The organism is Streptomyces sp. NPDC054834 (genome assembly GCF_053611185.1).
Genome location: NZ_JBSGZV010000056.1, coordinates 37,594 through 57,451, shown reverse-complemented (window position 1 = coordinate 57,451; position 19,858 = coordinate 37,594). Strand labels below are relative to the sequence as shown.

General features: G+C 69.9%; 15 protein-coding genes and 2 pseudogenes. 7 read left to right on the top strand and 10 right to left on the bottom strand.

Going from position 1 to position 19,858, the window contains the following annotated elements:
* Window positions 1–192 precede the first annotated feature (192 nt).
* Entirely contained in the window at window positions 193–1,974 is a 1,782-nt protein-coding gene (locus ACWGJM_RS42580) for a PucR family transcriptional regulator (RefSeq protein ID WP_453417132.1), read from the top strand.
* A 299-nt stretch (window positions 1,975–2,273) separates the two neighbouring features.
* Window positions 2,274–3,299 (top strand): 6-phosphofructokinase, encoded by a 1,026-nt coding sequence (locus ACWGJM_RS42575; protein ID WP_453417131.1) that lies wholly within the window; start codon window positions 2,274–2,276, stop codon window positions 3,297–3,299.
* A gap of 64 nt (window positions 3,300–3,363) precedes the next feature.
* Here ACWGJM_RS42575 and ACWGJM_RS42570 read toward each other — a convergent pair whose 3' ends face one another.
* The 3 genes from ACWGJM_RS42570 to ACWGJM_RS42560 form a co-directional block, all read right to left on the bottom strand.
* Window positions 3,364–4,251, bottom strand: coding sequence for a universal stress protein (locus tag ACWGJM_RS42570; RefSeq protein WP_453417130.1), 888 nt, complete (start codon window positions 4,249–4,251; stop codon window positions 3,364–3,366).
* 660 nt (window positions 4,252–4,911) lie between these two features.
* Complete coding sequence (locus ACWGJM_RS42565) at window positions 4,912–5,583, bottom strand: enoyl-CoA hydratase-related protein (protein WP_453417129.1); 672 nt, start codon at window positions 5,581–5,583, stop codon at window positions 4,912–4,914.
* A 44-nt stretch (window positions 5,584–5,627) separates the two neighbouring features.
* Window positions 5,628–6,239 carry a TetR/AcrR family transcriptional regulator gene (locus tag ACWGJM_RS42560; RefSeq protein ID WP_453417128.1) on the bottom strand — a complete coding sequence of 204 codons (612 nt, stop codon included), beginning with the start codon at window positions 6,237–6,239 and terminating at the stop codon, window positions 5,628–5,630.
* A gap of 507 nt (window positions 6,240–6,746) precedes the next feature.
* Here ACWGJM_RS42560 and ACWGJM_RS42555 point away from each other — a divergent pair.
* The gene (locus ACWGJM_RS42555; RefSeq protein ID WP_453417127.1) at window positions 6,747–7,061 is read left to right on the top strand and encodes an effector-associated constant component EACC1; all 315 of its coding nucleotides are present in this window, start codon (window positions 6,747–6,749) and stop codon (window positions 7,059–7,061) included.
* Window positions 7,062–8,169: 1,108 nt separating this feature from the next.
* Here ACWGJM_RS42555 and ACWGJM_RS42550 read toward each other — a convergent pair.
* Window positions 8,170–9,429, bottom strand: coding sequence for an MFS transporter (locus ACWGJM_RS42550; protein WP_453417126.1), 1,260 nt, complete (start codon window positions 9,427–9,429; stop codon window positions 8,170–8,172).
* A gap of 59 nt (window positions 9,430–9,488) precedes the next feature.
* Here ACWGJM_RS42550 and ACWGJM_RS42545 point away from each other — a divergent pair, with 59 nt between their 5' ends.
* A complete protein-coding gene (locus ACWGJM_RS42545) occupies window positions 9,489–10,373 on the top strand; it encodes a winged helix-turn-helix transcriptional regulator (protein WP_453417125.1) in 885 nt (294 codons plus the stop codon).
* 893 nt (window positions 10,374–11,266) lie between these two features.
* Here ACWGJM_RS42545 and ACWGJM_RS42540 read toward each other — a convergent pair.
* Both ACWGJM_RS42540 and ACWGJM_RS42535 read right to left on the bottom strand, forming a co-directional pair.
* Window positions 11,267–12,622 (bottom strand): beta-1,3-glucanase family protein, encoded by a 1,356-nt coding sequence (locus ACWGJM_RS42540; RefSeq protein WP_453417124.1) that lies wholly within the window; start codon window positions 12,620–12,622, stop codon window positions 11,267–11,269.
* Between the two features lie 307 nt (window positions 12,623–12,929).
* Window positions 12,930–13,085: pseudogene (locus tag ACWGJM_RS42535) on the bottom strand (substrate-binding domain-containing protein); the annotation flags it as partial.
* A 696-nt stretch (window positions 13,086–13,781) separates the two neighbouring features.
* Here ACWGJM_RS42535 and ACWGJM_RS42530 point away from each other — a divergent pair.
* Complete coding sequence (locus ACWGJM_RS42530) at window positions 13,782–16,958, top strand: amidohydrolase family protein (protein ID WP_453417123.1); 3,177 nt, start codon at window positions 13,782–13,784, stop codon at window positions 16,956–16,958.
* A gap of 91 nt (window positions 16,959–17,049) precedes the next feature.
* Here ACWGJM_RS42530 and ACWGJM_RS42525 read toward each other — a convergent pair whose 3' ends face one another.
* Window positions 17,050–17,289, bottom strand: coding sequence for a DUF5133 domain-containing protein (locus tag ACWGJM_RS42525; RefSeq protein ID WP_453417122.1), 240 nt, complete (start codon window positions 17,287–17,289; stop codon window positions 17,050–17,052).
* Between the two features lie 245 nt (window positions 17,290–17,534).
* Window positions 17,535–17,747 (bottom strand): helix-turn-helix domain-containing protein, encoded by a 213-nt coding sequence (locus ACWGJM_RS42520; RefSeq protein ID WP_453417121.1) that lies wholly within the window; start codon window positions 17,745–17,747, stop codon window positions 17,535–17,537.
* 261 nt (window positions 17,748–18,008) lie between these two features.
* Between ACWGJM_RS42520 and ACWGJM_RS42515 the strand changes: the two genes are divergently transcribed.
* A complete protein-coding gene (locus tag ACWGJM_RS42515) occupies window positions 18,009–18,230 on the top strand; it encodes a hypothetical protein (protein ID WP_453417120.1) in 222 nt (73 codons plus the stop codon).
* Between the two features lie 108 nt (window positions 18,231–18,338).
* On the opposite strand, the gene ACWGJM_RS42510 is transcribed toward ACWGJM_RS42515, so the two are convergent.
* Together ACWGJM_RS42510 and ACWGJM_RS42505 are read right to left on the bottom strand one after the other, a co-directional pair.
* Window positions 18,339–18,719, bottom strand: coding sequence for an antibiotic biosynthesis monooxygenase family protein (locus ACWGJM_RS42510; protein ID WP_453417119.1), 381 nt, complete (start codon window positions 18,717–18,719; stop codon window positions 18,339–18,341).
* Window positions 18,720–18,901: 182 nt separating this feature from the next.
* Window positions 18,902–19,124, bottom strand: a pseudogene (locus ACWGJM_RS42505) (ATP-binding protein); the annotation flags it as partial.
* Window positions 19,125–19,140: 16 nt separating this feature from the next.
* On the opposite strand from ACWGJM_RS42505, the gene ACWGJM_RS42500 reads away from it, so the two are divergent.
* Entirely contained in the window at window positions 19,141–19,407 is a 267-nt protein-coding gene (locus ACWGJM_RS42500; protein WP_453417134.1) for a hypothetical protein, read from the top strand.
* Window positions 19,408–19,858: the final 451 nt, after the last annotated feature.

Sequence of the window (19,858 nt, the reverse complement as noted above, 5' to 3'; positions counted from 1 at the left end):
TGAGTTGCATACGTGTCACACTCAGCGTCCTACCAGGTCCCACCCCCGCACGGGACCAGAACCCGAGAATGATCACGACCTCACACAGGCCCTAGAGGAAGAATCCGAACATCTCGGATGAGCCGGCCCGCGAGCGGGTACCCGGAACACCGCTCGCCTCCCTGAGGGCTCGGGGTGATACGGAGTGATCCCATGGCCGGCAGCTGGGCGCACAACCTGTACCGCCGCTGCTCCGACCGGGAGGGCAGCCTTCCGCGGGGCGGCTCCGGGCGGCACCTCACGGCCGCGGGGAGAGGGCCCCGCCCACCCGCTCCAACCCCGGCCGACCATGACCTCCGCGAACTGATGGTGCTATCCCGCGCCCAGTTCGACACCCCGGACGAAGGTGAGATCCTGCGCCTGGCCATGGACCACATAGCCGCCGCAGGGCCATACAGCGCCGAGGCCGGATACCTCAAGGTGGACGGCGACCTGGTCCCCAGCCCGAGGAACGAGCAGATCCATGCCTTGGCCGTGGACCGGAGGGTGCGGGAGCTGGCCGGGCAGGACGGCCCTGTGACCGTACCCGGCAGTCCCTGGGGCCGGGCCCTGGGGCTGCGCGGGCTTGAGAGACTCCACGGCTACCTCGTGGTGACGTCCCGCTACCGGCCCACCGAGGCCGAGCGATCCCTGCTCGCCACGCTCGTCCGGCACACCGCTGCTGCTCTGTCAGTCGCCTTCGCACACCGCCGCCAACGCGAGGACGCGCTGGAGCTGCACCGGCTGAGGGAGGAACGCACAGCCCTCCAGCGGCAGCTGATCTCCGTCGTGGCTGAGCTGGGATACCAGCGGGCCGTTCACGCGCTCATGGCCGACGTCGCTGCCTCGGGCGGCGGCGATGAAGCCATCACCCGCGCACTGCACGGGCTCACTGGATTCCCCGCGCTGGTCGAGGACCGCTTCGGTCGGCTGAGGTCCTGGACCGGCCCCAGCCGCCCCGACCCCTATCCGGAACCGGACCCCGTGCGCCAGGACGAAATGCTGCACACCGTCGCCCGGGAGGCCGGTCCGGTGCGGATAAAGGACCGGCTGATCACCCTGGTCCGCCCGCACGGCGAGATCCTGGGCGTGCTGGCCCTGGTCGATGCCCGGGGCGAGGCCGACGAGCACACCGTGTTCGCGCTGGAACACGCCGCCACGTCGCTCGCCCTTGAGCTGGCGCACCTGCGCAATCTGGCCGAAGTGGAGCTGAGGCTGCACCGCGAGCTGGTCGACGACCTCCTGGCAGGGACGGGCGCGGCGAGCGCCTACGCCCGATCCGAGGCAGTCGGACACGACCTGCACCGCAGCCACTACGTCGTCGTGGTGCAGTGGTCGAACCGGACCGCGGACGATTCCTTCGCGCAGACCGTGGGCCGGGCGGCCTCTGCCGTGGGCATGCGCTCGCTGCTGACCCGCCGTCCCGACCACGTGGTCCTCGTCGCCGACGACAGGCCGCACGCCCGCGCGCTGTACGAGGCGCTCGCCCTGGAGACCGGGACACGGTCGGGGACAATCGGGGTGAGCGCCCCTTCCGACTCCCTGGACGACATCCCTCACCGCTACCAGGAGGCGCAGCGCGCCCTGGAAGTGCGCCGCCACTCCCGTGAGCGCTACGGCACGACGTTCTTCGACGAGCTTGGCCTCTACCGCATCCTGGGACCTGACAACGATTACCGGGAACTGGAGACGTTCGTCCACGAGTGGCTCGGGCAGCTCATCGACTACGACTCCCGGCACCACGCGGCCATGGTGGAGACCCTGTCCCGGTACTTCGACTGCGGCGGCAACTACGACGAGACCGCCGCATCCCTGGCGATCCACCGCAGCACGCTGCGCTATCGGCTCCAGCGCATCCGCGACATCAGCGGCAACGACCTCGCGAACGTCGAGGACCGGCTCAACCTCCAGGTGGCGACCCGAGTGTGGAAGATCATGCTGGGCGGACATGGCTGATGCCCGGCTAGGGCTGTTGTGCGAGCGGTGTCAGCGGCAGTTGGCCAGGTAGCCTGCTACCGCGCTGCAGTGAGTTGGTAGCCCTTGTTGGCCAGGGTCAGGGACGCTTACAGCACGATTCCCCAGACATCCCCGGGGAAGCGCTGCATGACGCCTGAGCGCCGCGGCTGTGGAAGAAACCCGGCTCCGGGCCAATCGGCCAGTGCCGCCCGCGCGGAGTGGTAGCTGGTGACCTATGGGGGGACGCTGGAAGGAGATCATCCTTACCCCGTGGGGTGACCGGCGGAAGGGAGGAGGCCATGAAGGTCGGAGTGCTGACCGGCGGCGGCGACTGTCCCGGTCTCAACGCGGTGATCCGCAGCGTCATCCGCAAAGGTGTTCAGGAATACGCCTTCGACTTCGTCGGACTCCGGGATGGCTGGCTCGGTGCCCTCCGGAACAGTGTCGTCCCGCTGGACATCCCCAGAGTGCGGGGAATCCTCCCGCGCGGCGGAACCATCCTCGGCTCCTCTCGCACCAACCCCTTCAAGCACGAGGACGGCTTGCGCCGCGTGCGAGACACCCTCGCCGCACACGGCGTGGACGCGCTCGTCGTGATCGGCGGCGAGGACACGCTCAGTGTGGCCACCGAGCTGAGCCGGCAGGGAATCAATCTGGTCGGCGTGCCGAAGACCATCGACAACGACGTGTCCGGCACCGACTACACCTTCGGTTTCAACACAGCCGTGGGCATCGCGACCGAGGCGATAGACCGTCTCCACACCACGGCCGAGTCGCACATGCGCACACTCGTGGTGGAGGTGATGGGGCGGCACTCGGGATGGATCGCCCTGCACGCCGGCGTCGCCGGCGGCGCCAACGTGATCCTCGTCCCGGAACGGCCGTTCGACGTCGAGCAGGTCTGTGCGTGGGTGCAGAGCCGATTCAAGATCAATTATGCGCCGATCGTCGTGGTGGCCGAGGGGGCCGTCCCCAAGGACGGGCAGATGATCCTGAGGGACCAGGCGGTGGACGAGTTCGGCCACGTGCGCCTGTCCGGCGTCGGCGAGTGGCTGGCGCGGGAGATCTCGCACCGCACGGGAACGGATGCCCGCACCACGGTCCTCGGTCACGTCCAGCGCGGCGGTACCCCGAGCGCTTTCGACCGGTGGCTGGCCACCCGCTTCGGGCTGCACGCCATCGACGCGGTCAAGGACGGCGACTTCGGCATGATGGTGGCCCTGCGCGGCACCCGGATCGTCCGCGTCCCTCTCGCCACCGCCACGGCGGAGACCAAGAAAGTCGATACGTCGCTGTACGACGAGTTCGAGGTGTTCTTCGGCTGACTGCCCCCGGTGACCGACCTTGGCGCCCACCGAATCGCCATCGCATCTGCCGGCTGGGACGCCCTCAGCCGGCGCACGGCACCACCGCCACCGGGCAGCTCGTGTGGTGCAGTACGGCGTGCGTGACCGGCCCCAGCCGCCCCTGGGCCGCATGGGGATCGGTGCGGGAGCCCACGACGACCAGGCCCACCCGCCGAGAGGCGTTCAAGAGTGCTTGCGCGGGGTGAAGCAGGACGACATCGGTGTGGACCGGGACCCCGGGATACTTCTCCTGCCACGTGCGCAGGGCGTCCGAGAGTCCCAGGACTTCCTGGTCCTCCCAGGTGGCTCGATCCTCCTCCGTCACGAACGGCGTCCGGGGAGATACGGACTCGGCAGGCAAAGCCCACGCCTGAATCACGTGCAGATGTGCCCCACGCGCCTCAGCGGCCGAGAACGCGAAGTCCGCGGCCTCATCGGCCGGATCGTGCGCGTCGAAGCCCAGCGCCACGCGGGCGGCGCGGTGCGCCACGCTCGGCCCTTCTCCGGGGACACCAGCGGGACGTCCAGGCACCAGCACGACAGGGCAGACGGCTGCTGCCGCCACTCGCAGGGCCACCGAGCCGACCGCGAGACCGTCGAAGCCACCCGATCCCCGTGTCCCGGCGACGAGCAGCCCGGCACTGCGTGACGCGGCCTGGAGCGCCGTAGCCGGAGCGCCGTCGACCTGCTCGCCCCGCACATCGATGCCCGGGTAGCGGTCTCCGAGTTCGGCGATCACCCGCTCGAGCAGCCGCTCACCCATGCCGCGCAAGGTATCCACGGCCGGGACGGAGACGACGCCCGGCATCGGCGGAGAAGCGTGCACGAGGCGTAGCCGAACCCCACGCAGCACGGCCTCCCGCGCCGCCCAGTCGGCTGCCGCCAGACTGCCCTGGGACCCGTCGATAGCCGCCAGCACACAATGCCTCATCGTGCCCTCCTTCGCCCGGCACGCAGTCCCCTCTTCTCTTCCACTGTTCCACCGCCGGGGCCCCGCGGCGCCCGCACCCGATCCGCGCATCAACGGAGAGAAAGCAGCCACGGGACAGCCGGGCAACCGATGCCGGTCGCTTCCGACCGGGGAAGCGACGAAGTGTCCGGCGGTACCCGTTTACGCAACCGGGCACGCGGCCTTGGGGAAGTGCCTGGCGCTTGATCGCCGTGGACCGCACTACTCGGCCAGCCGGGCGGATGCGCGCCCGCTGGACGCAGCCCGGCGTTGCAGCGCCGAGGTGGTTGCCCTGCCCGCCACCCCCATAGAAGAAGATCGATTCGCCGCCGTGGGTGTCGCAAACAGTCTTCGGCGGGGCGACGATCTCACCGATGGCGGTGTCCCAGTCGATTCGGGGTGAAGGTGGTGCCGTCCGCCTCCCGGCGCAGCGGCGTCGTCAGCCGGGCTCCGCCGTTTTGGTAGTGGTCCAGACGCAGGGCCTTGTTGCAGGCGTAGCCGGCAGTGGCGACGTGCTCCTTGTCGCCGCGGGTTTTGGCGAAGCGGCGGTCATCGGCCCTCTCTCCTCGTGCGGTGGGCAGCTGGGGCAGCCGCGCCCCGGGGTGAGCCGGGGCGCGGGGTGCCGATCGGGGGGGGTGCTGGTCAGCCGAGCGGGTCGGTTGTGTCGCGCAGCGTGGCTAGCGCAGGGGCGTACATCCGGGACTTGATGGTGCCGAGGGTGTCGCCGGCCTTGGCCACCTGCGCCTGGGCGATCTCGATGGCGGTGGAGCGCACGGCGTCCTCGGTGACCGCCTGGTCGACGATGCCGACGGCCGCGGCATCGTCGCCGCCGTAGCGGCGGGCGGTGAGCATGGCCTCGTGTGCGGTCTGCGGCGCCAGCCGGGACTGGATCAGGGCGGCCATGCCGGGGGTGAAGGGGATGTTGATGTCCGCTTCGGGCAGGCACCAGTAGCCGCGGTCGGCACGCATCACGCGGAAGTCGTGGGCGAGGGAGAACATCGCGCCGGCTGCGAAGGTGTGCCCCTGCAGCGCGGCCACCGTGATGACCGGCAGCGACAGCATCCGCGCGAACAACTCGTGGACGGAGACGACGTAGTCCTGGTGCTGGTCGGCGTGGGCGAACAGCCAGTCCAGGTCGAGTCCGTTGGAGTAGAACTTGCCGGTGGCGGTGGTGACCAGGGCGCGGGGGCCCTCCGCCTTCTCCACCTCGTCGAGCGCGGCACTGACGGCGGTGAGCCAGTCGGGGTGGAAACGGTTCTCTCCGTCTCCGAGGTCGAGGACGAAGACGTTGTCGTGGCGGTCGAGCGAGGGCATGGCGATTCCTTCGAGCTGAGTTGACTGGGTGAAGTGGCTGCGGGCTATGGCTGGGGCCCGGGTTCCGCACCGGGGCGGTCGCGCAAGGTGTAGAGGAGCAGGTCGTGGATCTCGGCGGCGGCGGCCTCGATCGGGGCGGTGCTCTGCTCGGCCCGGCACATGATCACCGCGCCTTCGACCGCAGCGATGACGAAGGCGCCCAGCCGACGGCTGCGTTCATCGGTCAGGCCGTGCCGGACGAACAGGGCCGCGAGAGCCTCCTGCCAGCGGGCGAAGACGGCGGCGGCAGAGGCGGCAAGCTGGGGTGCGTCGTCGTTGGTCTCCACGGCCACCGCCACGATCGGACAGCCGGCCCGAAAACCGCTCTCCACGAGCCGGTCACGCCACAGCACGAAGAACGCGTCGACGGCCTCCACCGGATCATCCGCCTCCATGGCGGCATCGATCAGGCCCGCGATGAAGTCCCCCGCCAGCGCCACCGCCTCGTCGATGAGCTGCGTCCGCCCGCCGGGGAAGTGGTGATACACCGAGCCCCGGGGGGCTCCGCTGTGGGCGAGCACCCGGTCGATGCTGGTCGCGCTTGCCCCGTACTCACGCAGCAGCGCAGCAGCACTGAGGATCATCCGGTCACGGCTGTCACTCTTGCGCGGATTCACTTGCCTATCACCCTCCCAACGACGAGATGGCCCGCCGAGCGAGCTACCTGCCGGTAACTTATGGGATATGGCATAGAACATGCAAGGGGGGATCAGGGCGCTCGATCGAAGCTGGCGAGTGTCCCCGGATCAACGCGCTGGAAGTGCCCTATTCCGACTGCGGCAGAAACGAGCGGTCAGCGCGCGGCGCGCCCCGGCCTGGACGGTCCTGCGCCCGCTGCGGGGTCCTGGAGAAGCATTGCTGTCAACAGCCACAGGCCCTGAGTTGGATGCATGCGAGGACGCCAGCAGCATCATCGTCTTGGTGACGTCCGTGGCAGCTCCAGATCACCACGCGCCCACCTTGGTGCCGCCCATCTTCGCGCGCCGATCGTTCACAGCTGTGGCGTGGACAACGGAGAGATGTAAACCCTGTCCATAACTTCGGCTGGAAGACCAGGCCGCCAAGCAGCGCTCCGGGCGCGGGCAGCCGGTCTCGGGCCTGCGCCGGCATCGGTTCCACTGGCGGTGGCAGTGCTGGCGGCGGAAGAAGCGCTGCGCGGCCGGGTGGAGGTACGGGCGCAGGCGCCGCAGCCGGGACAGATGGGAGCCGGGTTCGATGTGCTCGCGGTGGCACTGGGATCCGGCGGGGCGGGGGCCGTGCTGGCCCGCTCTTTCCGCGTTCGGCGGCCTCGTCCTTGTGCGGCCTGCGCGTTCTTCGTTTCGTCCGGCCCCCTGGTGAACGCGGGCGCGCGGACTGCTGCCACGTCTCCCGCCGCTGGTCCACGAAGGTGTGGGCTCAGTCCTCGACGGCCTGGACAACTTCCTAGCCGACCATGGTGAGTTCGCGGCGCCTGCCGCGACCCGCGCGGATCAGCAGCGGGCCGGCTGCGAGGTGATCCGTAAGACAGGCCCTACCCTGATCCGGCCAGGAAGCCAGCACGTCACCGGTGTCCTGGTCGGTGGGGCTGACGCGGGCGCCGGGCATGCTGCCGTACTCGCCGACCGAACCTCGGAACTTGCCCCACGCCACCTACGCGCGGTCCCACCAGCCGTGCTGCACCGGCCGGCCACCGCAAGAAACGGCCATCTACGCCGCCGAACACACCGACCACACCACCCATGCACTCCCCAACACGCCAACGCCGCCCAGCATCAGGGCGCCGACTCGCATCATGGAGGCGTGGCCGTCTTCTACAGGTAGCCCGGGTGTGCGGACAACGGACCGCGCGGCCGACGGTTTCGAGCCCTCTGTAGGCGGGCGGGGTTGCCTTCCCTGGCGCACAGGTCAGCCTCCGTTGGCTTGAGCCCACTGCCCGTAGGCCGCGCTGAGCCCCGCCTGGTGCGCCACGTACTGAGCCCCATATCCCCTGTACTGCACCCCAGTTGCCTACCACTGGTGATTCCTTGCGCGGCAAGCAGGACCCTCGCACGAGATTGGCGCCGCTCCTAGGGCACCGGCAGCTCGGGCGGCTTGCCACCAGCGGCCTGGAAGGCGGCTTCTGCCCGCCGCCTCCAACGGCGTCAGCACCGCCGGCGGACTCGTCGGAGTCGGCGCGCACCACTCCCGGTTCGATCTCGAGGCTGCGGGCGCCGCCAATCACGATGCCGATCGCCCTGCGCTGCTGAGCATGAAGCATGCCAGACCGCCCAGCCGCGAACTTTGCTCTGCGTTACCCCGTCCCGCGGCGCCTCGGAGAGCCCCATCGAGCGGCTGCCGTGGTTATCGCAGGCCTGGCGTTGGCAGAGGCGTGTCGTAGCGTGGGGCCCTGCTCGGATCAGGCGAGGACTTCACTCAACCGAGCGCAGCTTCTGTGGCAGGTCAGCTGCTGTTGACGGGCTCAAGTCGCCCCAGGTCCTGAGCGGAAACCTTCAGTCAGCAAGACCCCTCCGTACGAAGCACCGGCGCCGCACGACTGACACGGCCGCCACCCATCCCGCGGTATCCCGCTCACGCTAGCTCGCGCATCCGGCGGATCGGGCTCGCGAGGAGGATCGCTGGGCTGACCGTGGAGAACACGGCCATGAGTGCGAAGGAAGCGCGGATTCCCCACAGGGCGGCGACACCTCCCGCGGCCAGCGCGCCGAATGGGACCGCACCCCAGGAGATGAAGCGGACCGTCGCCATCACGCGCGGCAGCAGTTCCGGGGGTGTGGCCGTCTGCCGGTAGGTGCGGGTCACGATGCTCGTCACCACTACGGCCCCGGCGAAACCGCCGTTCCCCAGGGCGAACAGGCCGAGTGCCAGGGAGTGGCCGGCCAGCGGCATCAGCGCCGCGAAGCACGGGGAGACCACCGCGGCCCAGCGCAGCGCCCGGCCGCTGCCCAGGCGTGCGACGATCCGTGGCGTCAGCGCCGCACCGGCCAGGGTGCCGAGGCCCTCGGTCGCGATGAGTATCCCGACCAGGGCGGGCGGCGCGTCGAGGGTGCGGACCAGGAAGACCGGGGTGAGCGCCATGAGGCCGCCGCAGACGAAGTTGACGGCGGTCGCGTCGGCCGTGCAGGGGCCGATGACGGGGTGGTGGGTGACGTACTGCCAGCCCTCGCGAATCATGTCGCCCATGCCGCGGCGCGGGCTCTCCTGCGCGGGGTGCGCAACCGGCGGCAGGCTGCCCATGAGCGTGGCCGAGACGAGGTAGCTCACCGCGTCGACCACGATCGACGTCGCCGCGCCGAGCAGCTGGACCAGCACGCCGCCGAGGGAGGGGCCACCGAGTTGGGTCGCAGCCCTGGTCCCCGAGGTGAGGCTGTTCCGGGCGGTGAGCTCCTTCTTGCTGACGATGGAGGGCAGGAAGGTCGAGTTGCCGACGTCGAAGACGACGGACGCCAGCCCGACCACCAGGGCCACCACGATCAGCTGCGGCAGGCTCAAGACCCCGAGCGCGGCGGCCACCGGCACCGAGGCCACCGCAGCGGCCCGGACCAGATCCATCGCCACCTGCGTCCCGCGCAACGGTAGACGATGCACGAGGACTCCGGCCGGGAGGCCGATCAGGAGCCACGAAGCATAGGAGGCGGCCGTGATCAGGCTGACCTCGAATGCCGAGGCGTGCAGCACCAGTACCGCGAGCAACGGCAGGGCCACCGCCGTCACGGCGTCGCCGAGCCCGCTCACCGTGGACGCACCCCAGTACCGCCAGAACGCGGCCACCCGCGACGCGCCGTCCGGCTGATTCTCCGTCTCTCCCCGCCCCTGCACCGCCATCGTCATACCTGCCCCCTGCGACCGTCGAGTGAGTCTCTTTAGGGAACTGACTATACTCATGGATCATGCGGTACACAGAGCTCGGCGACCCGGACTGCGCGATCGCGCAGGCGCTTGCGGTGGTCGGTGATCCATGGACGCTGTTGCTCATCCGCGACGTCGTGGGTGGGACGCACCAGTTCGACGCGCTCCGGGACGGACTCGGCATCAGCCGCAAAGTACTGACAGAGCGTCTGAAAGCCCTTGTCGCGGACGGGGTGCTGGAGAAGCGTCTCTACAGCGCGCACCCTCCCCGGTACGAGTACCACCTGACGCCGGCCGGACGCGGACTGCTACCGGTGCTCGTCGCCCTCCAGGACTGGGGCGCCCGCCATGTCATGGGCGACGGCGTCCTGTCGGCCACCAGCGCGACCGACTCCGCCGAGACCCGACGCGTGCACGCCCTGGTAGGGCGTCGGCTCCCCGAGCTGGAACTCGGCGGCGCGGAGGGCGTGCCGGTCGACCCGGTCTCCACGGACCGGGCATGGACGGTCCTGTACTGCTTCCCCGGGGCCTACGCACCCGGCGGGCACAACTACCCGCCGGGCTGGGGCCAGATCCCGGGCGCCCGCGGCTGCACGCTCGAGTCGTGCACCTATCGCGACCGGATGGCGGCCTTCACGGAGCGCGACGTGAGGGTGCACGGAGTCAGCGTGCAGCGCCCCGACCAGCTCGCCGCCTTCGCGGAGCACGAGCGGATCGCCTTCCCGCTCCTGTCCGACGCCGACCTTCAGCTTGCCGCGGCGCTGCGGCTACCGACCTTCCGCGCAGCGGGTATGGACCGGCTCAAGCGGCTTACCCTCGTCCTCGACTCCTCCCGCACGGTGCGCGGCGTGCTGTACCCGCTCAACGACCCGGCGGGTTCCGTCGACGACGCCCTAGCGCTCGTCGATTCGCTGGCCGGGGCATGAAGCTCAGCCCGTAAAGACGAGGGGCGCACGCCCGGCGCAGACAGTGACGCCAATCGCGTTGGTCCCCAAGCGGTTTGCAGCCAGTAGCAGTCACTCGCCCCGGTCCGCCACGCCCTGGCGCCGGGGGCCACGCCGTCAAGAAGGGCAGTGCGAGGCGGGTAGGCCGCCGTCGGCTCGGTCGTGGCGGGCGCTGTCGGCCTCACCCCGGAACGTCGTCGCTGACCTCGTCGCCCGGCCGCGAGCGCCGCGGCCTTCCGCCGGCCGTCAGCGAGCCTGGCGCCAAGCAGGGCGAACGCGGAGGCCGCCGCCCCCAGCAGCACCATGACCACCGGGACGACGAGCGCAGTGCGGCAGGCGTCCAGCACCGCGCCTGGTGAGCCATCGGCGCTGTCCGCCGGCGATTTCGTGGACTGGGGCTGAGAGGGCACTGGTTTTGACGATGAGGTCGGCGAGCGGGTTGCTTCTCGAGGTAGCGGAGAGCAGCGCGCGGATCGATGATGCCGTTGCACGCGGGGTCGTCGCGGACGCGCCCGAGCAGGTCCGCGTCAGGCGCCTCGCCCCGCTCGCCGACGGCGACTGGGCACGCGGGCGCCGTGGCCGCCGTGGCCGCCGTATGGGAAACCTCCGCGGCCCCTGGACATCAAGCGCCCGCTGCGCGACCTCGGCGCCGATCGGGCCATGCTGCCGTCCATCGCGGCGGGCATGGTCGCGGACGCGGTGACCGGGAACGCGCCTCGGACTGCGGACGGGGCGGAGGTTGCCGAAGATCCTCGAACGGACGACTGAGCGGTCGCCGCACCGGCGCCAGACGGGTCCGGCCGGGTCGGTGTGACCCGGCCGGACCCGCCAGTGAGGGGATCAGCATGTGTTCGGCGTCCGCGCCACTGGATCGGCTACCAGCCGACGGCGACCAGGAGCCATTGCGGGTTGGCGTGGGAGATGAAGGAGGACTGACCCGCCACGTCGTCGTAAGGGAAGCCGTAGGCGAGGTGGTTGATGGCGTTGTCGTGCCAGAACTTGGCGTAGTAGTTCGCCGGTGCCGCCTTGTAGAACTGGGCCGGGTCGGACTGCTGGGAGGCCGGCAGGGTGGCGACGTGGCGGTTGAGGGCGGCGCACATGTCGGGGTTGCCGCCCAGGGAGGCGGCGCAGCCGAAGATGTCGGAGGTGGCCGCGTTCACGCCCACGGACTGGGCGTAGGCGGTGAAGTAGTTCGCGTTGGCACCGCCCGCGCGGAAGCTCGGGTCGCTGCCGGGCGCGATGATCCGGTACGGGGCCTGGGTCTGGGCCAGCACCTTGAACTGGTCCGGAACGGTGTCGGTGAAGCGCTGGAAGGTGGTGGCGCGGTCCTCGGCGAAGGTCTGCCGGTTCTCGCCGACCTCGACGTCGTAACCGTCCTTGGTGTGCAGGCGCATGGCCAGCTTCAGGCCGAAGGCGTCGACCCGGGTGGTGTTGCCGTTGAAGACGTTGTTGCCGACGGTGAACTCGATGAAGTCGTAGTACGGGCTGTTGGGCGAGCCCAGGTAGAAGTACATGCGGCCCGCGGAGTTGGCCGGCATGTCGAGGTAGGGCTGCTCGGCGATGGAGTGCACTTGGCCGTTGAAGCTCCAGTACACCTGGCTGTCGGGGTACTTTCCGTTGGTTCGGTTGAGGATCTTCACCTCGACGGCGTTGCTCGCCGGAGGTATGTCGCTGGTGCTGCCCCAGAAGTCGTCCGGCGGGGTGGTGCCGCCGGGGCCGTAGACCTGGAACTCCCACAGGGAGTAGCCGTACGGGGTGCCCCGCGCGCTGCCGTAGAGGCGGACGTAGCGGCCACTGCCGGAAATGGCGATGTTCTGGGTTCCCCCGGTGGCGGTGGTGGTGGAGTAGACGGTGGTCCAGGTGTCGGCGTCGGTGGAGGTCTGGATCTGGAAGGCGGTCGCGTAGGCGGCCTCCCAGTTCAGGGTGACACGGCTGAGCTGCTGAACGGACCCGAGGTCGACCCGCAGCCATTGCGGATCGGAGAAGGCCGAGGACCAGCGGGTGCCGGTGTTGCCGTCGACCGCCGCGCTTGCGGAGAAGGAGCCGTTCTCGGTCGAGGAGGCGGTGGCGGGCCTGCCCTGGGACAGCAACTGGTCGGCGGCGCGCGCGGAGGACGGTGCCAGGACCGTGAAGCAGGCGGCGATCAGGACGACGACCAGGCCGAACGCCGCGCGTGAGCGTGCGGCACCGGCCGGTGGTCTGCGGGTAGGTGCGCTGGCGGAACTCTGCATGTGGGGTGTCTCCTCAAGCCGGTTCGGCGTGCGTGGGGATGGAGCAACAGCAGACATGAGAGCGCTCTCTCGGGTTGTAGCCCTACCGGTGTCCGCCGTCAACAACTGAAGCCGAAATCAGTCGGGTTGCGGCCCCGCGGACGAAGCGGCGCTGATCTCGGGACCGATGTCGCGCGTGGTGCGTCCGGCGCATTCGGCTTCCGACCGCTCAAGTGGCCCCAAGTCGGTCTGTTCTTACATCCCTTGACGCATTTGGTACGGACCTGTCCGTTCCGTCGTGCCGACTCGCGCACCAGGGGTTCGGGCAGACGACCGACGTCGCATCGGTGCGTGCGCCGTGGATGTGCTCGTCGAGCAGGCGGGCCATCTCCGCCGCCATCTCCTCGGCCGGCTGGCGGACGGTGGCCAGTCAGGGGCGGCAGGTGACGGCGATGCTGGAGTCGCCGAAGCCGACGATCCCGACGTGCCGGCACGGCCTTGAGCTGGATCCGGTCGCTCTCGATCAGGGCGTCCGGGTGAGTCAGGAGCCGGCGGGCCACGGCGCGGGCCGATGGCGGCCGGGGCTCGACCGGCTGGGGTTTGCCGCGCAGATTTCTGCTCACGTACTTGCGGACGTTGCCGCGGCCGTAGTCGTAGCCGTAGCCGTAGCCGTCCGGATAGCCCTGCTCTCTGGTCTCCTCCCACAGCTTCCAGGCGTTGGGGCAGCCTTCCCGCCAGGGCTGGTCGAGGTAGGGCGTGTAGGCGTCGAGCTGGTCATGCGGCTTTGCCACGGGCCGGTGAACAGCTCCTCCGGTGCGGTGGCCCGGGAGCAGCGCAGCGTCGGCTTCCTCGGGCTGTTCGACCAGCAGGGTTCGCAAGGGCAGCGCGCCGTTCCACCGGCTGCGTCACCCGGCTTGTTCCCGAGCCTTGCGGCACCTTGCCCGACGGCCGCACCCGGAGCACGGCGAAGTGCGGGGTCACTCAGCCCGCCGCCGACCCCTCAATCATGAGTTGCAGGAAGGTTTTCAGGAGCCCGCGTCGCGGCTGCGTGGCCGGCCCATCACGAATGATCCCGGTACTTGTGACAAAATCCCTTGGTCACCCTCTGTGGCTGAATCCGTACCGACCGAGAGTGAATGTCGTTGAGGCAGGGGCTGCTGGTGCACCAGTGTGTACAGCCATGGACCGCGACCGGAGCAGCACCTTTCGTCCGACCCGTCGGCAACTCCTCGCCGTAGCAGGCTCCGTGCCCCTCGTGGGCGTGGCCCCCGCGGTGGCGGCGCCAGCCCGCACCGACGCCCCTTCTCTGGCCTTCACCCGCACCACCAACGGCTCGGCCACCCTGGCCCCGGCCGGCGACCGCCTGATCGCCGAGGTGCAGGGCATCCTGTGGTTCTTGCCCCGTACCGGCGGTACGGCCCGCCCTCTGACGCCGGCCGACCTTGAGCCCAACCGCCCCACGTACTCCCCGGACGGCGAGCTCATTGCCTTCTGTGCCTACCGGGACGGCGGCTTCCACCTCTGGACCGTGCGCCCCGACGGCTCCGACCTGCGGCGACGCACCGAGGGAGCCTGGGACGACCGCGGCCCGGCGTGGGCACCCGACAGCACCCGGCTCGCCTTCTCCTCCGAACGCGGCGGCGATGGCGTCGACGGCAGCCCGTACCGCGTCCACGTCCTGGACCTGCGCACCGGCCGGATCACCTGCGTCACCGGCCTGCCCGGCCAGGACGGCCCCCTGCAGGACGGCCCATGGGAGGACTTCGACCCCACCTGGTCACCGGACGGCACGCACATCCTGTTCGTACGGGCGAAGACGGTCAGCACCGCCCTGGGCCTGAGTGTGGAGGCCCGAACGATCGCCGCGGTGCCCGCCGACGGCACCGGCCCGGTCACCGTCCAGCACACCGAGACCGAGGCCGCGCAGGTCATGACCCCCGCCGTCGCCCCCGACGGCCGCCTGGCCCACCTGCGCACCACCGCCGCCCCGAACGGCTCCTGCACCCTCGTCGTCGACGGCCGCCCCGTCCCGGTCACCGGCGACATCGCGCCGGTGCCCCCGCGCTGGACACCGGCCGGGCAGCTCCTGCTGACGCTCGACGGCGCCTTCACCCTCGTACGACCGGAGAGTCCCGAGCAGCCGGAGACCATCCCCTTCGAGGGCGTGCTCCCGGTGGAGCGGCCCCGGTACCGGACCAAGAAGTACGACTTGGGGCAGGCCCGCACCCGTCCGGTGCGCGGGATCCATCTGCCCGCGCTCTCGCCGGACGGTCGACAGATCGCGTTCGCGGCGCTCAACTCGCTGTGGCTCGCTCCGAGTTCGGGTGGACGTCCGCCACGGCGGCTGCACAAGGCGGCGCCCACCCGCTATCTGCTCGCCCCCGCCTGGGCACCCGACGGGCGGTCGCTCGTCTACGCCGACGACCGCGACGGGCTCCTCGGCGTGTACCGGCACGATCTCGCCACCGGCGCGGAGACCGCGCTCGCGACCGGCGGCCGAGTGCATCCGGCGCTGTCACCCGACGGGCAGCGGCTCGCCTGCCTCGACCTGACCGGCCGGCTCCTCGTCCGCGACCTGGCTTCCGCAGAGGAACACGTCCTGGCCGCGCCTCTCGGCGGTGGCGGACTGCCGGGCCGTCCCAGCTGGTCGCCCGACGGCCGCCACCTCGCCCTGTGCGACCGCAATCGCCTCAACTCCCGCTTCCGTGAGGGCTACAACCTCATCCGCATCGTGGACGCCACGACCGGCACCGCCCGCCTGCACGCCGTGGCACCCCACACCTCCATCGCCGACCGCTACGACTCCGGGCCCGTCTGGTCGCCCGACGGCCGCTGGATGGCGGTGGTCGTCGAGTCGACGCTGTGCCTGCTGCCGGTCGACCCCGACGGCACCCCGCGTGGCGACCTGCGCCCCCTCACCGACGAACCGGCCGACCACCCCTCGTGGTCCGCCAACTCCACGACCCTGCTTTACCTCTGCGCCGGCCGGCTGCGCCTCGTCGGCGTCGACGGCGGCTCTGTCCGCACTGTCCGTGTCCCCCTCGACGCCCCGAGACCCACGCCCGCCGACCTGGTGGTACACGCCGGACGCCTGTGGGACGGAACCGGCGAGACGACCCGTGACGACGCCGACATCGTCGTACGGGGCGGACGCGTCACGGCGGTCGAGCCTCACCGCTCCGGGCGGCGGGAGGCCCTCCGCCGTTTCGATGCCTCCAGGCGCACCGTGATCCCAGGTCTGTGGGACACCCACACCCATCCCTGGCAGAGCACCTACGGCGGGCGCCAGACCGTCGGACAGCTCACCTACGGCATCACCACGACCGTCTCCCTGGGCGGTTTCGCTTACGAGCAGGCCCGCATTCGCGAGGCGGCGGACACCGGACAGCTCGCCGGGCCCCGGCTGCTGACCACCGGCGAACTCCTCGACGGGGCCCGCGTCGCCTACAGCATGGGCCGCGCGCACCGAACCAGGCAGGGCCTGCGCCGCTCACTGGAGCGGGGTGCGGCGCTGGACTGGGACTTCGTCAAAACCTATGTGCGAGCGCCCGGCTGGGTGATGGAGGAGGCCGCCCGCTTCGCCCACGACTGCCTCGGTGTGCGCACCGGAGGCCATCTGCTCTCGCCCGGCGTCCAGCTGGGTCAGGACCTGACGACCCATCTGCAGGCCACTCAGCGGGCCGAGTCCGGTCACGCCGTCACCGCCACGGGCCGCGCCCACCAGGACCTCGTGGAGATCTACACCGCGCGTGGGGTGCGCTTCTCGCTGATCGCCACCCCTTTCACCGCCCTACCCCTCCTCGGCGCGGACCCCGACCTCGCCGACGACCCCCGGGTCACTGTGGTGATGCCCCCGTGGGACACGGCCACCGTCCGCCAGGCGGCCGGTGTGCCGCCCACGCCGGCCCAATTCGCCACCTTGCGAACGGAGACCGACATCTACCGGCGAATCCTGGCCGCGGGCGGACTCCTCGCACTCGGCACGGACCAGCCGCTCGTCCCCGTCGGCCTCTCCCTCCACCTCGGCCTGCGCGCCCTGTACCAAGGCGGCCTGTCCCCGGCTCAGGCCCTGCGCACCGCCACCGTTCTACCCGCCCGCCTCTTCGGTGCCGACCGCGACCTCGGCACCCTCGAGGAGGGCAGGCTCGCCGACCTGACCGTTGTGGACGGCGACCCGTTCACCGACTTCGCCACCCTGGTCCGTACCGTGGCGGTGCTCAGGGGCGGAGTGCCGTACACCACCGAGGAATTGACGGCAGCCTTCGAACCCACAACCCGTCCCACGACCACGGCCGGGAAGGACTGGCTCGGGGTCGGGCGGCTGATGCGCAGGGACGGTTGCTGCGACGGTCACTAGACGTGCCTCTTGTACTTGCCTGGTCACGGGTCGGTCAGGGGGATCTCTGATCCGAGCCCTCTCTTGTCGCCCAGTTGCCCTTTCGTTGAAATCATGCAGCCAGAGTCTGGGGTGCTCGAGTGGCCGTACGACGGTCCGCTCGCATCCGTTCCAGGAGGGCGTCGGCCGCGATGAGGGCCTGGTCCACCGACTGGGTACCGGTCATGACGCACAGCCTGTAGGAGGTGTCTTCCAGCTCTCGGCTCGAGTAGCCGGTGGGATGCAGGTCATGCCGGAAGCGGGCCTCGGCGAAGCGGGCCAGCACCGCACGCAATTCTTTCTCCGCAGGCAATTCTTTCTCCCCAGGCAGGAGCACAGCGACAATCCCTCTCGATATACGGGCCGTCTCACCGGGCCCGCGACACCTCTGCCCGCGGCATCTCCGAGCGCGCGCACCATCGGTGGCCTCACGGTTGCAAGCGAACAGATACTTCCACCGGGAAAATCGTGTGCCCGCAATCGATCACCGTATGCACTTTTCCGGCGCCGGTGGCCAGCCCGGTGACGCCTCTCGGCGTCCGGTGTCCTCGGCTGCCGTCACGGCGCCGACCGGGCGGTGCCGGTGCGCACATCGCCCCCACGCGCCCTGAGGCGTACACCCCCTTCGGTGAGCACGCGGTGCACGAAGCCGTAGGACCGCCCATGGGCCTCTGCTATGGCCCGGATCGACCGGCCCTCGCCGTACTCCCGGGCGAAGGCCTCAGCCAGCTGCGCACGGGCACCACCTGTGATCCACTTCCCCTTCTGCATGAAGGCCTCCTCTCTCAACGTCGCTGCCTGATCACCGGTTGCCCGCATCACCGCGACCCATGTGACCCAGGTGACCCAGGTGAACCGTGGTCGGGGGTGCCGGGCCTCTGAGAGGAATGCCCAGCCGTCCGGCGGTAGTCGTGAGGGACGTCCCCAGAGGGAGCGCGACCCGGGTGCGAGGTGCTGACCGAGCACGCCCGCAACCGACCCGCCCTGTGGCTCGTCGCGCTGTACCTGCCCATCTAGCTCACCCTGAGTTACGTGATGAACCCCGGACAGCGCGTGCGATACGTACTGCGCGCCTCGGGCGAAACACTGTGGGCCCACGGCAACGAACTCAGCCAGATCTCCGGCGCACTCAACGCGGTCACCCAGATCGTCGGCTTCATGATGTTCTCCGTCACCTTCAACACCAGCGCAGCCGCTCCTCCGAGGGGCGGGCGGCTCCAACTCCTGGGCATTTCCCGCTCGCGGTGCCGGTGATTGCCCATCATTCCCCGCGGTTTCCCGCTAGACCGGGCTGGCGAGGGGCACGCCGACCCGTTCGATGTGAGCTAGCGGCGGGACAGTCGCTGAGGTGACTTCGGTTGGTCAGCTCGCTGTCGGGCTCTGCGGGACCTTCGCTCGCATGAACCCGTGGCTCCGCTCCACTTTCGCCACATGCAGCGTGTAGCTCTCGTACCACTCGGCTTGCCCGCGCTTTTGCGCCGCGCGGTGCTCGGCGTTGCTCCGCCACTCTGTAAGGGCGTCGGCGTCGCGGAAGTACCCGACGGTGATGCCCAGCCCGCCAGGAGTCTGCGCGTGGTCCATCCCCAGGAACCCAGGGACGTCCTTCACCAGGTCTTCCATGCGTGCGTTGGTCTCGCTGTAGCCGCTCTGGTCCTGGGTTCGCACCGTAGTGAAGACAGCCACGTAGTAGGGGGTTTCATAGGCCTCGACGGGCGTGACAGGCGCTTCGGAGTGATCGCTCATGGCGCCACTGTAAGACAGGGTGCGCCCAACGATCCGGCGTTTTTTCTGAACGGGATGCATAAGGGATCCGGCTCTTGACCAAACCTGTCTGAGCTGACGTTCTCCGGCCACCTGACGGTTGGCCAGCCTCGCGCCCCAGGTCAGCTGGCCTGTTCGGTTTAGGCTCGGGTGTAGGCGAGTCGTTAGGATTCGGTGCCTATTGGAATGATCGGGCCGTTGAAGGTCAGGCGGTCGGCCTTGGCCGCGCAGAGGCGAGGGTCGGTGAAGGTCTCGGTCCAGCCGCTGAAGGATTCGTTGCTGGCAATTGCCACAGTGTTCTTCTCCTCATGCTCCGCCAAAACCTGGAACTGCAAGTTCGGCGCCGCGACGGTCCAGTTCCATATAGCCAAGTTCGTCGATGGCGACGCGCGGAAAAGGGGGCTTGCAAAAGGAGCCGCCTGGCGGCATCGCCACCGAGCCGGGCGGCCGCGGCCTCGGACGCTCGCGCGGGGACCTGACCACCAGGCTGCACCTGGGCGTTGAGCAGGGCCAGAAGCCGATGTCGATCGTCATGACGGCCGGACAGCGCGAAGACCCCCCGCAGTTCGAGCACGTCCTGAAGGCGATCCGCGTGCCCCGCATCGGGCCGGGCAGGCCCCGCACTCGCCCCGGCCGCGTCCGGGCGGACCAGGCCTACGCCGTCCGTTAAGAAGCGACCGTTCCTGTATGAGTTCGAAGATGAGATTGGACTGTCCTACGAACCCATGGTCCATCTCACGCCTCGTCGCGCAGCACAGTGACCCTGCACCCCGGGGCCATCGCGTCTGCGGGCCAGTCCTGCCGCTGCGGACGCGTGGGGGTGGGATCGATCACTTCGCTGTCTCGCGCGTGCGGCGGTCCAGGCATGGAATCATGGCTCATCAGCCCATCATCCCGTCTCCCTTCACCGGCCTCCACTGGTTGAACGACAACCTCAGCTTGTCTTTTAACCTCTGCTCTGGGCACCCCCGCGAACCTCCGGGTGCAGAAAAAGGCGTGGCCTGGGTTGCTTGCTGCTCGGTACGGTCGCGGCCATGGCGATTGTGGAGACTCCGGGATGGATGGTTCGACGTGCGGGCACGGGCGACGTGGCTGGGCTTGTGCAGCTTGCACGACGGACA

Excerpts from the sequence above, each read along its gene's own strand:
- ACWGJM_RS42580 (WP_453417132.1), top strand. The coding sequence starts at position 193 with ATGGCCGGCAGCTGGGCGCACAACCTGTACCGCCGCTGCTCCGACCGG.
- ACWGJM_RS42575 (WP_453417131.1), top strand. The coding sequence starts at position 2,274 with ATGAAGGTCGGAGTGCTGACCGGCGGCGGCGACTGTCCCGGTCTCAAC.
- ACWGJM_RS42570 (WP_453417130.1), bottom strand. The coding sequence starts at position 4,251 with ATGAGGCATTGTGTGCTGGCGGCTATCGACGGGTCCCAGGGCAGTCTG.
- ACWGJM_RS42565 (WP_453417129.1), bottom strand. The coding sequence starts at position 5,583 with ATGCCCTCGCTCGACCGCCACGACAACGTCTTCGTCCTCGACCTCGGA.
- ACWGJM_RS42550 (WP_453417126.1), bottom strand. The coding sequence starts at position 9,429 with ATGACGATGGCGGTGCAGGGGCGGGGAGAGACGGAGAATCAGCCGGAC.
- ACWGJM_RS42545 (WP_453417125.1), top strand. The coding sequence starts at position 9,489 with ATGCGGTACACAGAGCTCGGCGACCCGGACTGCGCGATCGCGCAGGCG.
- ACWGJM_RS42540 (WP_453417124.1), bottom strand. The coding sequence starts at position 12,622 with ATGCAGAGTTCCGCCAGCGCACCTACCCGCAGACCACCGGCCGGTGCC.
- ACWGJM_RS42530 (WP_453417123.1), top strand. The coding sequence starts at position 13,782 with ATGGACCGCGACCGGAGCAGCACCTTTCGTCCGACCCGTCGGCAACTC.
- ACWGJM_RS42520 (WP_453417121.1), bottom strand. The coding sequence starts at position 17,747 with ATGCAGAAGGGGAAGTGGATCACAGGTGGTGCCCGTGCGCAGCTGGCT.
- ACWGJM_RS42510 (WP_453417119.1), bottom strand. The coding sequence starts at position 18,719 with ATGAGCGATCACTCCGAAGCGCCTGTCACGCCCGTCGAGGCCTATGAA.